The sequence below is a fragment of the Synechococcus sp. R60.1 genome (genome assembly GCF_047461835.1).
In the GTDB taxonomy this organism is placed as follows: domain Bacteria; phylum Cyanobacteriota; class Cyanobacteriia; order Thermostichales; family Thermostichaceae; genus Thermostichus.
Genome location: NZ_JANSIA010000085.1, coordinates 1 through 13,852 on the forward strand (window position 1 = coordinate 1; position 13,852 = coordinate 13,852).

Genomic DNA, 13,852 nt, shown 5'->3' on the forward strand with positions numbered 1-13,852 from the left:
TTTGGAAACAAACAGAATGCTATCGCTGCATAGTTGAACAGTGATGTTCAGCAGTGTTCAGCGTAAATGTATCAGCTTCTCCCTTCTCTCCCGTTACTTCCTCTAGGTTATGCCTAGCCTGCCTTGACGGTTGAACCCACTCCAGCCCCCAGGGATCCCAATCGCTGGGTGAGGCGGCTGCCTCTGGTGACCGGCCTTTTGGGCAGCGTCCTTTTGGTTATTAATCGACTGGCCTTTACGCCGGAATTGCTTACCAGCCAGTCCCGTTCAGATGCCTTGGGGATCCTCCTCAGCGCCGTTTTGATCTTGACCGGCCTGCTGTGGCAGCAGATCCAGCCTCTTCCGCCCCAAACGGCCCCCCTGCAAGGGATCCCCGGCTGTGATTGGCATCCCGATCTTTCCGAAAGCGAGAAACTGGAGCTGGCTTGGGCCTCCCATACCCTGCTCAGCACCACCGCCGCCCGCACCGTGGTGATCTGGGTGGGTGGGCGAACCCTCCTGCAACGGGGGATCCTAGCCACCCCCGGCCAGATGCCCTCCATTCAGCCCAAGAGCGTTTTACAGCGGGTCTTGCAGACGGGGCGGCCCGTGTATTTGGTGGATCTCAAGCTGTTCCCGGCCCGCGCCGAGTTCGATGGCCTGTTGCCCCCCGGATCCCAAGCCGTGCTGTGCCAGCCCATCGGCCAGCGAGGGTGCTTGATTTTGGGGAGCGATACCCCACGCAGCTTCAGCCGGCAGGAGCAAACCTGGATTGCCGCCATTGCCGACAAGCTAGCAGCCACCCTACTCCCCTCTCCCCCTGGGAGAGGGGCTGGGGGGTGAGGGCACACTCCCCCTGGGAGAGGGGCTGGGGGGTGAGGGCTAGGCGGCGCTCTCTAGGCTCACCTGGAACACTTCGCTGAAGGCTTTTTCCACCTTGTAGCCGGAGTCGATGGTTTCCAAGGGATCCTTGCGCAGGCGGTGACGCAAACACAGGCTGATCACCCGACGGATATCGGCGACGGTGACCTCACTGCGCCCTTCCAAAGCCGCCAGGGCCTTGGCAGCCCGGTTGGTGACAATGTCTCCGCGCAGTCCATCCACCTCCAAAGCCGCACATACTCCGGAGATCTTCAAGCGCAAATCGGGATCCACTGCCACGTTGGGCAAAAGATGTTGGGCTTTTTCGATGCGCTCCCGCAGGCGCTGCTGGGAATCGGCATACTTGGCCAAAAAAGCCTGGGGATCGGCGTCGAACTGGCTGCGCTCCTCCACGATCCGCACCCGCAGGGCAGCATCTCGCACCGTTTCGATCTGGACAAACATGCCAAAGCGATCCAGCAGTTGAGGCCGCAATTCCCCCTCTTCCGGGTTGCCGGATCCCACCAGCACAAACCGAGCCGGATGACGAATGGAAATGCCTTCCCGTTCCACGGTGTTCCAGCCTGAGGCCGCCGCGTCCAGCAACACATCCACCAAGTGGTCATCCAGCAAATTGACTTCATCCACGTAAAGGATGCCTCGATTGGCCTTGGCCAACAGCCCCGGCTCAAAAGCCTTCACCCCCTGAGCTAAGGCCCGCTCAATGTCGAGAGTGCCACACACCCGGTCTTCCGTTGCCCCCAAGGGCAGATCCACCATCGGCACCTGGATCCAAGTGCTTTCCAGCGTTTCTCCCGCCTGCAGGCGCTCCCACACTTGATCGCTCATCAAGTCCCGCTGCCGCGGGTGGCTGTTGAAGGGATCCCCTTTCACCACCTCGATCCGGGGCAGCAGGTCGGCCAAAGCGCGAATGGTGGTGGACTTGCCCGTGCCGCGATCCCCCATGATCAGCACCCCGCCAATGCGCGGGTCGATCACGTTGAGGAGCAAGGCCAATTTCATCTCCTCTTGGCCGACGATGGCCGTAAACGGGAAAACCGGGCGACGTTCCAAATGCATAGGGGCAATAACCAACAATTCATCCCCATTATCCCAGAGGCCACTCCCTTCTGGGTGTCAGATAGGCTGGAAAGGGACTGGAACTGGAACCTAAAGACCAGTTTTCGGTCAAATGGAAAAGCAAGCTCAGTTGTCAGCGTGGACGACGCCCTGGGCTTTCACAGAGAGAAGCAGATAGGATCGAAGCCCGCGGGGTTCATCAGAGTGTTGAACCGGCGTGGGGCCGAAAGCTCACAAAAACCCTAGGCAACCTGAGCAACAGTTGGCGGGTGGGGAGACATCAGCGGTGTCAGGCAAAGCAAGTCGGAGACGGTGGACGGCATTTCCAATCCAAAGCGTGGTCCAAAAAGGGCTGGTGGGTTTGATCTGGGTTTGCACTTGGATCCCTGTGCTCACTGTCTCTCTGGCCGTGGCTCAAACCCCCACCACCTCTGTGGTGTTGAGCGATGAGCAGGTAACAATGTACGCCCGTATCGTCTTGGAGATGGAGCCCCACCGGCAAGAGGCCCAAAAGCGCTCCCAAGCCACAAACGACCCAGCCAGCAAAGATCAAATCCGGCGAGAATTCATCCGCACCGCGACCGAGATCATCACTCGCCACGGCATGACTGTGCCCGACTACAACCGCATTACACTCTTGATCCGCTCCGAAGAGGGCAAAGCTTTGCAACAGCGCATTGAGGCCGAAATTCTCCGCCTGCAAAGCGAGGATCCCCGACCGCCAGTCCGATAAAAGTGACTGGGGCCGGAGAATGAAGATAGGCTGGAAGCGAACGTTGGTGTTCATCCAGGCGAGCGGGGGAAAAAGATGAACGAGCCCATGTCGCCGTCAGTACGGGCGGCTATCGAGCGGATGAAGTCTCGTTTGCGCATGACTCGTCGCTTTGGGTTTTGGTTCCAGGCAATCTTGGGGGCGACGGCGCTGCTGCTGTGGTTTGGCTTTTTAATCGGCCAAAATACCGTCTATCGAGATGACTCGCTGGGGGCTGTCATCGCCTTCTGGTTCACCTTGTTTACATTGCTCACCCTGGCAGCCGGTCTATTTTTCAACTGGCGCTACTTGCTCCACGCGGAGCGCCGCTCAGCTTCTGCTGATGCCCTAAGCCAATTGGATTTGCCCAAGCAGTTGCAGTTGGTCACCTATGTCAGCCTCATTGGGGCCTTCCTCGCTCTGATTGGTATGGAAGCCCAAGTGGGCGAGCTGTTGGCGCGCATGTTTTCCCGCACCCAGGCCAACCAGGTGACAGGAGTGCTGCTGCTGGCCGCCAACATCAACGTGACGTTTGCCCACTTCGTCTGCTTGGCAGGGGTTCTCTGGATTACCGGTGTCCTCGACCGCGAACCCTAGCGCCGGATCCCTGGCCCAGTTTTGGGAGTCATTGGCATTTACGTTTTTGACCAGTGACAAGACGGCTTGTCGCTTTTGCCGGGGTATAGCAACAAACCCCCCAACCTGGGAAAGGAGCTGGGGGGAAGCACCTCGGCCCTGCCTGAGTTTCCTCCGGACAAGACCTCAGCAGGAGCGATGGCTTCACTTGAAGCCCACTGCCGCTTGCCAGACAAAGGCCAGCAGGAAAAACAGAACAGGGATGATCGGCAAAATGTCGATCAGCGGGTCAAACAATTCATAGCCTTCCGGCAAACTGGCCAGGAGCACCATCGCTGACATAGCAACAAACCTCAGGGGAAAATGCGGCTGAAGAAACTGCTTCTTTCAGAATTAAAATAGAGCTTAACATCATCCAGCAGGGATCCGGACTAAGTTCAAGAAATGTAAAGGAAGTGGCGACCTAGAGAACGCCAATGTTAGAGAGGCCCAAAACGACCCCCACTCCCAACAAATGGCCAAAGCTGGCAACCCCGATGACTTCTGGCCAGGTCATTCCCAGTACCGGCCCAGTCTCTGAGGCCACTCCAGAGGAGAATTTGAAGCTCAAGTAAGCCAGCCCTGTGCAGAGCAGAATGATCACGGCGTTCAGGGGGGACCAGGGGCTGGTTTGAGCGGTCAGAGCCAACAGCGCAACAACAGGCATCATGGTTTCCATCCTCAGCTCAGGTTAACCGACCCTTAGATTACCCCTCCTGCTGGGATCCCCTCGCAATCTGCACATGAATTGCAACAAAACCTCACACTACGGCTTTTCTCCGGCTTCAGGGGCAGTTTGCCGTTGTCGGGATCCTTCAGGAATCCTTGGCCAGGAGAGGAAGGTGCCCCCATGGCTGGGGTTGTGAGGAAAATAAGGCTTGGGCTGAGAAGCTGGGCAGGTCTCTGCCGTATACTAACGAAAGTTAACAAACTTATCTCTTCGATCTCTTTTCGGTGTGATGACTGGGACGCGCTGCCTCGACCCATCCTCTCTGTCTGCACTGTGCGCACCTAAGGATGGCTGCCGATGACTGTTGCTGCTACTGCTGAACCAGCCCAAAAACCTTTCGCATTGCCTCGTGAGCTGTTGGGGCCACCCTCGGAATTTTGGAATCCCACCTTGCTGATGTTTTTGGCTGCGGTGGTGCTTTCGGCCTCTTGCTTTGGCGGGTACGCCTTTTGGCACTGGCCCAAATGGATGGTGTTCTGGCTCAATTTTGTGGCCCTCTATGTTCTGGGCACGGTGATTCACGATGCTTCCCATGGCTCGGCCCACCGCAACCGCTTTCTGAACGAGGCACTCGGACACGGCTCTGCCCTGTTGCAGGGTTTTGTCTATCCCGTCTTTAAGCGGGTACACATGCAGCACCACGCCCACGTCAACCATCCTGAAGACGATCCCGATCACTACGTCTCGACAGGGGGGCCGCTGTGGCTGATCGCGCCGCGGTTTTTCTACCATGAGGTGTTTTTCTTTAAGCGGCAGCTCTGGCGGAAAGGTCGCTGGGATCTGCTGGAGTGGGGCTTGAGTCGGCTGGTGGTTATCCTGACCTTTGGTCTGGCCAGCTACTTCGGCTACACCGACTACATCATGAACTATTGGCTACCCCCTGCCTTTATCATGGGGTTCTTGCTGGGCTTGTTTTTTGACTACCTGCCCCATCGCCCTTTTCAATCCCAAGAGCGGTGGTACAATGCCCGCGTCTATCCCGGATGGCTGACCAACATTCTGCTGTTGGGGCAAAACTATCACCTGATCCACCATCTCTGGCCTTCTGTTCCCTGGTACAAATACCAAGCAGCCTACTGGGCAGCCAAACCTGAGCTGGACGCGCGCAACTGCCAGCAAACGCTGGGGATCTGGGAGAAGGGAGAGTTTTGGGGCTTTTTGTACGATGCTCTGATCGGTCTGCACTGGCACAAGCCCACTTCAGCTCACCCCGCTGCGCCAGCCAATCCAGAATCGGAGGGATCCCCTGCGGATCCACAGCTTGGCTAGCATGGTTTGGCCAACGCTGCAAGTCCCGCAGGTGCTGCTGTTTGTGGAAGCGGCCAGCCTGTTGCAGGACTCTAGCCAGGTTTTGCTGCAGGCCGGTCGGGCAACGGCAGATTTGCCGGAGTTGATTGCAGAAGCACAGGCGCGGGCCGAAGTCCAGGTGCAGCTCCTTGGGATCCCCGCAGACTTGCGGGCACAGGTGCGAGGGATCCTCAGGTTGACCTCGCCCCAAGAGGTGCTGGCCTACTTGCAGGACTTGCTGGACAGGGGATCTGGCCCGGATTTGGAAGCCTTTTTGGAGCAGGCGGGATCCGCCTCTACAGTGCTGCGCTTCCCCCCCCTGTTGGTGGGGGCTGTGGCTCTGCAGGTGGTGCTGGAGCGGTTGGACTTTTCTCCAGAAGAGCGGGCTGTGGTGCAAGCCCAACGGGATCAATGGGAACAGGCCCTGGCGGAATTGGCCACTCACCACAGGGTTTCCCCAGAGCCGCTCCGGGCCACTGCCGAGACGGTGCTGCAGGCGGCTTCAGCAGAGGAGCTGCTGCAACTGGGTCAGGATCTTTTTCAAGATCTCCAAGATCTCGCTGTTGCTGATTCTGAGCCAGAAGCCGAGCCTCAGGTGGAATTGGCGGGGCCTCTGCTGTTCATGATGGTGGCGGATTACCTGCTGGCCCAAACGGAGTATCCGCTGACCCCGGAGCAGCGGCTGGACTTGCAAACCAATCGCGCCGAGGCAGAAACCCGCTACTTGGCCATGCAAAAGTTGGGCCGCATTGAAAACTTGGCGGAGCAACAGGCTTATATTCGATCTTGGATTGACCAAGCTTCCGTACCGGATTTGCTGCAGGCTTTGGATCGCTTTTTTGCGGCGTCTGAACCCAACTCGTGAGGCCCAGAGATCACCAAAGGTTTGCTATCCCCTATCCTGGAAGCAAAGGGATCCCACTTGAGGTGCGAAAGTGGACTGGGGCAGCCTGTTCTGGATTTTCCTGATCTTCAGCTCTTTGCAACCTCTGCTGAACCGTCGTGCCCAAGAGTTCCGGCGCTTGATGGCCATTCGGGAGTTGGAGCAAAAGCGGGGCAGCCGGGTGATTCTGCTCATTCACCGCCAGGAGTCGATCAGTTTTTTGGGGATCCCGGTTTCCCGCTACATCAGCATCGAGGACTCCGAGCAGGTATTGCGGGCGATTCGCCTCACTCCACCCAATACCCCGATTGATTTGATTTTGCATACCCCCGGTGGCCTGGTGCTGGCTACGGAGCAAATTGCCCGCGCCTTGATCCGCCATCCGGCCAAAGTGACAGTGTTTGTGCCCCACTACGCCATGTCGGGGGGGACGATGCTGGCCCTGGCCGCCGATGAAATCGTCATGGATGCCAATGCAGTCCTGGGGCCGGTGGATCCACAGTTGGGGGGGTATGCTGCCGCCAGTATTCTGCAGGTGGTGGCGGATAAACCCATTGCCGAAATCGATGACCAAACCTTGATCCTGGCAGATCTGGCCCGCAAAGCGATGCAACAGGTACAGAACTTCGTGCGGGATCTCCTGAAGGACGATGTGCCCAAGCGCAAAATTGCCCCCGAACGCATCGAGCCCCTCATCCAGTACCTAACCAGTGGACAAGTTACCCACGACTACCCGATCACTGCCGAAGAAGCCCAAAGGTTGGGCCTGCCCATTTCTACTGAGTTGCCACCCCAAATCTATGCCCTGATGGACTTGTACCCACAGGCCACCATGGGCCGCCCTTCCGTGCAGTACATCCCTATCCCCTATGATCCTCGCCCCTCTCTGCCCAGGGGGGGATCCCGCTCTGGCCTAGGGTGAACTCTTGGCGTAAGCTTCCATGGCTTCCAGGCGCAGCCCTCTTGCCCGGCGAAACAGCTCTTGTCCGGTGTGCAGGTGGCGATCGTCGCAGTTCAGCGGGAAATACTGCAGCTCCTCTAGGGCATCTTCTAAGTGGTTGAGGGCGTAGTAGAGGCGAGAGGCCACTCCCCCCAAGCTGCTGGGATTGGGAAGGCGCCGAAAGATCTGCTGAGCTTGGGCCAGTTTCTGGCTACACTCTTCCAAATAGGTGGCGAAGGACTCCAACAGGTCGGGATCAAAGGGATCCGCCGCCAAAGCATTCAACTGAGGCTTTAGGGAAGACAACAAGGGCCCCAACACTCGGTTTAGAGGGGTGTAGACCTGTCGGATCCAGGCTGCACGGGCGATGGCTTCGTGGCTGACGGTTTCACGGGGGGATCCCGTCGGCTGGGGGCGGGGTGAGGTGCGGCTGGAGTGCAGTTGCCGATCGTATTCGCGGCGAGATTGGGGATCCTTGAGCACCGCGTAGGCAGCGTTGATCTGGCGGATGCGCTCAGCGGTGGCCCGATCTTTTTTGGCCAGCAGGCTATCGGGATGGTGATACTTGACCAAACGACGGTAGGCAGACTTGATCTCCTCCGCCGTCGCCGCCACGGAAACGCCCAAAACTTCGTAGTGGGATCCCACTCCCGATCCGCTCTCCATAACCCCTAGGCTTGCCGGAAAGAAAAGAAACTTCCACATTGTACCTGCAGCCTAGAATAAAGGTGAGTTTTCCGGTGCTGCCCCATGTCTTCCGCCTCGCCCCAGGGATCCCCCAACCCTTTCAGTGCCCTCTTGGGGGCCGCCATCGCCGTCAGTTTGGGCTACGGGTTCTTTCAACTGCTGCTCTCGATGTTGGCCAAGTTGCCGCCAATTGAGGTGGAGATTGGATCGTTGGCCCGCGGAATCAGCATTCTGGTGCGCTACCTGCTGGTCGGTTCCGTTTCCCTGATTGCCTTCATGTTTGCCATGGTGGGGTTGGGGCTGGCGGCCTATTGTGTGCAATTGCTGGGCGAGCGGCTGACCTCCTCTCGGCGCTGAAGCTGGGGGCTGTAGGCACAACCTCTGGCCGACTCGTTGGGCGTTTATCATGATGAGCCAGCTTCTTCTCAGCGCAGCACCACCTTGGGGGAGAGCAACAAAGTCAGGGATCCCTGGCGGTAGTCAATCCGGCCTTCGGCAAAGCGCACTTGGGCTAGGCCCGCTTTTTTGAGGGTGATCGCGTCGGCATGGGCCGGGTTCAGCCCAATGGCCGTTTGCACCCACAGGCTCAGATCCGGCTGGTGACCGACCAGAGCCAAAGACGCCAGAGGTTCCCGCTCTGCTTGCCAGCGCACCAGGTCAGCAAAACTGCCCCCCGGAGCCAGCGGCTCAAACACCTCCACAGCTTCGGCCAGGTTCTCGTCCAAAAAGATCTCAGCGGTCTGTCGAGCCCTCACCAAGGGACTGGTGAGCAGGAAATCCCACCTCCAGCCCATGTTCTTGAGCTGGCGGGCAACCTTGCGGCAACGCTTGCGACCTTCGTCTGTAAGGGCCCGAAAGGCATCCTCGACTTCTGGCCGGGGTTCCTCGGCTATGCCATGGCGAATAAAATCCACGGCCAATTCCTGTCGGGCAGTCTGCTTTTCTGCCGCCCCCTGATGGTGCTCCGCGCTGCTAACGCAAACGCCCTCCTGTTGTTCAAACCCAGAGACCATAGAACCCCGTCCTGTCAGCGCGAACGGCACTGTCAAATCTTGACTGCCAAATCTTGGAATAACTGTAACTCTCCCAGAATACTGTGGGAAAAAAGCCCACTCCCTCTACGGCAGCACTCCCGCGACAAAACCGGAAGTCATGAAGAAGACGAGGGGTTATGCAGTCGCTGGCTGACCAGAGTGCGCCCCTCCTGGGTGTAGAGCTGCCAGTAGTTCCAGTAGTTGCCAAACACGGACTTCACATAGCCCCGGGTTTCGGGGAAGGGGATCTGCTCCACAAACACGTCCGGATCCCCGAAGCCAAAGCGGTTCAGCCATCTGGCCACGTTGCCGGGGCCACCATTGTAGCTGGCCAGGGCCAGCAAGGTGTTGTCTTGGTAAGTGCGGTGGGTGTAGTCGAAGTACCAGGATCCCAGGTAGAGATTGTCGGCGGGGTTGGTGAGGCTGTACTGGGCCAGGCCGATCTGCTGGGCAATCCAGCGGCCAGTAGCGGGCATCACCTGCATCAAGCCCAAAGCCCCCGAGGCCGAGACGATCTCTGGCTCAAAGCGGGATTCCTGCCGGATCAAAGCCGCCACCATCAAAGGATTGAGGTTAAATTGCCGCGACCAGCGGGCCAAGCCGGGTTGGGCGTAGGGATCCCCGCTCCAGGAATTGTCTGGGCCGGCATAGTAGTGCAGCGGATAGATGGCCTGCCAGAAATCTTGGCGCTGCCTCAACGTCTCCAGCAAGGGATCCGGCTCTTCGCTGAAGCGCAAAGCAGCCACCTGGTTAATGCCCCGCAGGTGATCTCCGGCGCTGTTGCGCAAAATGCCCGTGACAAAGCGCTCGGCAACGCTCATCTGGCGGGGATCCCGCTGCACGGGAGTTTCGCCCTGCCAGCGTTCCCAGGCCAGTTGGCTGGCTCCCATCAGATGCAGGGTTTGCGTAACTGCAGAGACCCCTGGCAACGGTTGGCGCACCGGCTGAAAATCCACCTCAACCCTTTTGCGCCCGCTGTAGAAATCCCCCACCGGCCAGCCCAGTTGCACTGCCGACCGCCAGCCGTAGTAGGTGTGGGGAAACTGCCGCAGCACCTGCCGATAGGTCTGCCGAGCCGCAGCGACATCCCCCTGCTGTTCCCGCCATTTGCCCGCCCAGTAGAGCAGTTGTGCCCCCATTTCCGTGTCCCGCTGGGCGGATCCAATCTGTTGAGCTAGGGCGATGGCTTGGCTGAGATTGCCTGCTTGCGCTTGGCTCCAGGCCACCGTCCAGGCGGCGTTGGCCGCAGCTTCGCTGGCCGGAAAGCGATCCCAAAGGGCTTGCCGGGTGGCTTGGGCCGATTGGGGGCTGGCGTTGCGATCATAGAGCTGGCTGAGGCTGAGCAACGCCTCTGGAGCTTCTTTATCTGAGCCGGATCCCACCTGTCGGAGGAGTTCAATTGCCGTCGGCAGGTCGCTCAGTTCCGCCAAACGGCGACGGGTGAGGGAAGCCTCTGGCCCATCGGGGAACTGTGCCAGCAGCGCTTGGTAAGCCGCTCTGGCCTGAGGAAACTCCCGCGAGATCTGGTGGCTGCGACCCCAGCGGTAGAGGTTCTGAGAGGTGGCGGGGGCACGCCCATAGGCCCGGGCAGCTTTGCCGTACTCCCGTTGCTCCCAGTAGGCATCGGCGAGGATCTGCCAGTCGGAAGCCGTGAGGGATCCCTCCTGAGCCTGCCGCCAGCGATCCAGCAACGGCGTTAGCCCAGGGGTTTGCGGGTGATGTTGGGCCAAATCCCGCAGCAGGTCATAGCGGTCGGGATCCAGCTCCAGCAAATGCTTGAGGGCACGTCCGGTCAGCGGATGGGTGGGAAATTGCTGCCGCAGCCGATCCACCTGGCCCATCCCCCAGAGGGCATAGGCAGCGACAGGGCTGTGGGGATATTCCTGCAAAATCTGGGGCCACCAGATCCCTTGGGCTGTTTCCTTGTCCTGCAACTGTTCATAGGCTTGGGCCCTGAGCTTCCAAATCTCTTCCCTCAGAACCGGCAGGCTCTCTTCCAGCCCCTGCAAATGCTTCAAGGCAGATTGCGCTTGGCCGGCTTGCAGCGCTGCGTAGGCCCGCAGAAAGGCCATTGTGGAAGTTTGAGGCAGTTGCGTCGGATCCCTGTCTTCTGGTGCAGAGGCCACCTCCTCGGTTTCTGCCCAGGATGAGGTGTAGAAGCCCCAGACGGCCCCACCCAGAGCTGCTCCCGCTGCCAGCACACCGGCAGCCCATCTTGTCCAGCGTCGTTGGCTGCTTGTCAGGATCCCCATGCTTTACCTCCCCACCACCTCTGACCTACGATACTCAACCTGACTGCGTTGAGTCACCAGACAACTCGATACTTGCGAAACGGCTGGAAAGCTCACCTGGCAAGCGGTCACCGAGCATTGGGGCCAGACGATAAGCAGGGAGAGGAGCAGTTCTTTCCTCAAATCTTCAAATTTCAGACAGCAGTGAAACAGCTCATTTCCCCAATTGCGGGATCCCTGTCGGGCTTTCACTGCGGTACACCTTGGCCCCGACACTGCGCAGCTTTTCATCAATGGCTTCATAGCCACGGTCGATGTAGTGCAATCCGTGGATTGTGGAGCAGCCTTCAGCCGCCAGGCCGGCCAGCACCAGGGCCGCACCCGCCCGCAGGTCGGTAGCCACCACCGGAGCGCCGGAAAGGGACGGCACCCCTCGGATCAGGGCCACTCGGTTCTTCAGGCGAATATCGGCTCCCATGCGATTCAGCTCGGGAATGTGGTGCATGCGGTTTTCAAACACCGTCTCCTCAATGGTGCAACTGCCCTCGCTCAAGGCGGCCAAGGCCATGATCGGCGCCTGCACATCGGTGGGGAAACCGGGATAGGGCAGCGTTTGAATATCAGTTGCTTGACACAGCCAGCCTGAGCTCAGTTGAGCCGGGGCAATGCGCAGCCGGTTTGGGCCCTCTTCTTCCACCCGCAGACCCATGGCTTGCAACTTGGCGATCACCGCCCGCAGATGATCGGGAATGACAGGGCCAACCGTGAGGTGAGAGCGGGTAATGGCCCCGGCAATGAGATAGGTGCTGGCCTCGATGCGGTCGGGAATGACCGTGTACTCTGTTCCATGCAAGCGGGGCACCCCTACCACCACAACCGTATTGGTGCCGACACCGCGAATGCGGGCCCCCATGGCTTGACAAAAGCGGGCCAGATCCGCCACCTCCGGCTCTTGGGCGGCGTTCTCGATCACCGTTTCTCCATCCGCCAGCGTAGCGGCCATCATCAAGGTCTCGGTGGCACCGACGCTGGGATAGTCCAGGTAAATACGGGTTCCCAACAGTTTACGGGCATAGGCATGAACCACCCCATGCTCGATTTGTACCGTCGCCCCCAAGGCTTGTAGACCCCGCACATGCAGATCCACAGGACGAGACCCGATCGCACAGCCACCGGGCAGGGGAACTCTGGCCACCCCCAGCCGCGCCAACAGAGGCCCTATGATGAAAAAGCTGGCCCGCAACTGGCTGACCAATTCATAAGGGGCTTGAGAGGTTTTGAGGGAGCTGGCATCCAGGTCCAGGGTATTGCCAACATGGGAAACCTTAACTCCCAGCGTGGCCAGGATCTGTCCCATGCGTTCAATGTCCAGCAGACGGGGCACATTGTGAATTCGACAAGCCTCAGGAGCCAAGATGGCCCCGGCCATCAGCGCCAAGGCAGAGTTTTTTGCCCCGCCAATAGGGATGTGGCCACTCAGGGTCTGCTTGCCAATGATTTTCAGCACTGGCCCCATCATCTCTGGCGCGGTTGCCATGCCGGTCTGGGGCGGCGTCAGGCCAGGCTCTAGGGGATCCGCCCCGCTGACGCGATTGTCAAAACCTTTCAATCTCCCTCCTCACCCACAAAAAATAGGCGAACCCTTCTCAGAGAATACTCTGGGGATCACAGCAGCGGCTAAACTCGCAAGCCAAATTGGGTGTGAGGAAGAAGTTCCCATGGCTGTGCTTCTATCCTGCAGCAGCGGACAGGGGAGCGGCTAGGCCAGTTCACCAGATGCAGGTTCTCAGCGAAGGCAACTGGGGGGCAGCCCAACAGCAGGGGGCGGTATGATGGATGCTCAGGGGAAGTGCTTGCAAGGAAAACAGGAAGGAGACAGCCGATGATTGCCACTCAAGTCTCTGCCCAAGAGTTGTTTCGGGCCGCCTATGAAAACCGCTACACCTGGGATCCCGCTTTCCCGGGCTACAGCGCCGAGGTCACCTATTGGGATGGGGAGCGCACATTCGTTGGGCAGGTGCGAGTGGGAGCAGACCTAAAGGCCACTGTTACCGGCGTAGAGGATGAGGAAGCTCGAAAAGCCATTCACAACCAACTTTGGGAGATTGCCATTCACCGGGTGCGCCGCAGCTTCGACGAGACCCATGGGAACAACACCTTCCGTTACGGCCAAACCCTGCCCGATGGCACAGTGGAGATCCTGGTGGGGGGCAAAGCCGAAGGGGATCGCTACCACGTGCGCGATAACCAGGTTACCATGGTGCACCGGCATATCCACGGAGTGGTGGTTACCATCCACACCTTCAGCAGCCACGATACCGGCGAAGGCTATCTTTCCCACCGCTACGATTCCGTCTATCACGATCCCCAAACGGGCGAGCAAAAAGGCGGGCGCAGCCAATTCGAGGATCTGTACACAAAAGTGGGCAAGTATTACATCCTCTCGGAGCGGCGTATCCAGACGGAGACGGAAACCGGCCCTGTGGAGAAGCGCTTCACCTTCAGCAACTTGACCTTGCTGGACACTGGGGCGTGAGCGACCCGGCATTGACCCCAGCAGGGTAGGGGGCCAGCTCTCCCGTTCGTCACTGTTGGGCAGCTACCGGGAGGCTGAGTTCACGCCCTTCTTGGCGGCCAAGCCTTTCTCGATAACGGGAAAGCCGATCTGTAGGCTTTCAAGCTTTGTTGCAGAACGATCCTGATACATTTACGCTGAACACTGCTGAACATCACTGTTCAACTATGCAGCGATAGCATTCTGTTTGTTTCCAAAC

Annotated in this window: 15 protein-coding genes; 8 read left to right on the forward strand and 7 right to left on the reverse strand. The window is 59.0% G+C overall.

Annotation, left to right across the window (positions count from 1 at the left end; translation table 11 throughout):
* The first annotated feature begins 123 nt into the window (after nt 1-123).
* Nucleotides 124-822, forward strand: a complete 699-nt coding sequence (locus NW834_RS11215) for a cofactor assembly of complex C subunit B (protein WP_414355440.1) — start codon at nt 124-126, stop codon at nt 820-822.
* Between the two features lie 39 nt (nt 823-861).
* Here the strand turns inward: NW834_RS11215 and bchI are convergent, their stop codons facing one another.
* Nucleotides 862-1,920, reverse strand: a complete 1,059-nt coding sequence (gene bchI, locus NW834_RS11220) for a magnesium chelatase ATPase subunit I (protein ID WP_414350299.1) — start codon at nt 1,918-1,920, stop codon at nt 862-864.
* Nucleotides 1,921-2,308: 388 nt separating this feature from the next.
* Here bchI and NW834_RS11225 point away from each other — a divergent pair, with 388 nt between their 5' ends.
* Both NW834_RS11225 and NW834_RS11230 read left to right on the forward strand, forming a co-directional pair.
* Entirely contained in the window at nt 2,309-2,653 is a 345-nt protein-coding gene (locus tag NW834_RS11225; protein ID WP_414418490.1) for a DUF4168 domain-containing protein, read from the forward strand.
* Between the two features lie 75 nt (nt 2,654-2,728).
* Complete coding sequence (locus NW834_RS11230) at nt 2,729-3,268, forward strand: DUF3611 family protein (protein ID WP_414332564.1); 540 nt, start codon at nt 2,729-2,731, stop codon at nt 3,266-3,268.
* A gap of 183 nt (nt 3,269-3,451) precedes the next feature.
* Here NW834_RS11230 and NW834_RS11235 read toward each other — a convergent pair whose 3' ends face one another.
* On the reverse strand, nt 3,452-3,589 hold the full coding sequence (locus NW834_RS11235; protein WP_414332566.1) for a photosystem II reaction center protein K: 138 nt from the start codon (nt 3,587-3,589) through the stop codon (nt 3,452-3,454).
* Nucleotides 3,590-3,710: 121 nt separating this feature from the next.
* Nucleotides 3,711-3,956: a photosystem I reaction center subunit PsaK gene (gene psaK / locus NW834_RS11240; protein WP_414418489.1), complete on the reverse strand. Its 246-nt coding sequence runs from the start codon at nt 3,954-3,956 to the stop codon at nt 3,711-3,713.
* 357 nt (nt 3,957-4,313) lie between these two features.
* On the opposite strand from psaK, the gene NW834_RS11245 reads away from it, so the two are divergent.
* The 3 genes from NW834_RS11245 to NW834_RS11255 all read left to right on the forward strand — a co-directional run bounded on the left by NW834_RS11245 (nt 4,314) and on the right by NW834_RS11255 (nt 7,108).
* Nucleotides 4,314-5,285 (forward strand): fatty acid desaturase, encoded by a 972-nt coding sequence (locus tag NW834_RS11245; protein WP_011431774.1) that lies wholly within the window; start codon nt 4,314-4,316, stop codon nt 5,283-5,285.
* A 1-nt stretch (nt 5,286) separates the two neighbouring features.
* Nucleotides 5,287-6,168: a hypothetical protein gene (locus NW834_RS11250; protein ID WP_414418491.1), complete on the forward strand. Its 882-nt coding sequence runs from the start codon at nt 5,287-5,289 to the stop codon at nt 6,166-6,168.
* Between the two features lie 70 nt (nt 6,169-6,238).
* Nucleotides 6,239-7,108, forward strand: a complete 870-nt coding sequence (locus NW834_RS11255; protein ID WP_414350282.1) for an SDH family Clp fold serine proteinase — start codon at nt 6,239-6,241, stop codon at nt 7,106-7,108.
* Here the strand turns inward: NW834_RS11255 and NW834_RS11260 are convergent.
* Nucleotides 7,100-7,792 (reverse strand): J domain-containing protein, encoded by a 693-nt coding sequence (locus tag NW834_RS11260; RefSeq protein WP_414375371.1) that lies wholly within the window; start codon nt 7,790-7,792, stop codon nt 7,100-7,102. The genes NW834_RS11255 and NW834_RS11260 overlap by 9 nt on opposite strands.
* An 84-nt stretch (nt 7,793-7,876) precedes the next feature.
* Between NW834_RS11260 and NW834_RS11265 the strand changes: the two genes are divergently transcribed.
* Nucleotides 7,877-8,170 carry a DUF3082 domain-containing protein gene (locus NW834_RS11265; protein ID WP_414375373.1) on the forward strand — a complete coding sequence of 98 codons (294 nt, stop codon included), beginning with the start codon at nt 7,877-7,879 and terminating at the stop codon, nt 8,168-8,170.
* A 68-nt stretch (nt 8,171-8,238) separates the two neighbouring features.
* Here the strand turns inward: NW834_RS11265 and sixA are convergent, their stop codons facing one another.
* From sixA to murA, 3 genes are all read right to left on the reverse strand, one after another.
* Nucleotides 8,239-8,826, reverse strand: coding sequence for a phosphohistidine phosphatase SixA (gene sixA, locus NW834_RS11270; protein ID WP_414418488.1), 588 nt, complete (start codon nt 8,824-8,826; stop codon nt 8,239-8,241).
* Between the two features lie 137 nt (nt 8,827-8,963).
* Nucleotides 8,964-11,099: a transglycosylase SLT domain-containing protein gene (locus tag NW834_RS11275; protein WP_414418487.1), complete on the reverse strand. Its 2,136-nt coding sequence runs from the start codon at nt 11,097-11,099 to the stop codon at nt 8,964-8,966.
* A gap of 193 nt (nt 11,100-11,292) precedes the next feature.
* Nucleotides 11,293-12,615 (reverse strand): UDP-N-acetylglucosamine 1-carboxyvinyltransferase, encoded by a 1,323-nt coding sequence (murA, locus tag NW834_RS11280; protein ID WP_202943714.1) that lies wholly within the window; start codon nt 12,613-12,615, stop codon nt 11,293-11,295.
* A 345-nt stretch (nt 12,616-12,960) separates the two neighbouring features.
* Here murA and NW834_RS11285 point away from each other — a divergent pair, with 345 nt between their 5' ends.
* Entirely contained in the window at nt 12,961-13,614 is a 654-nt protein-coding gene (locus tag NW834_RS11285; protein WP_011431766.1) for a DUF3386 domain-containing protein, read from the forward strand.
* The last annotated feature ends 238 nt before the right edge of the window (nt 13,615-13,852 follow it).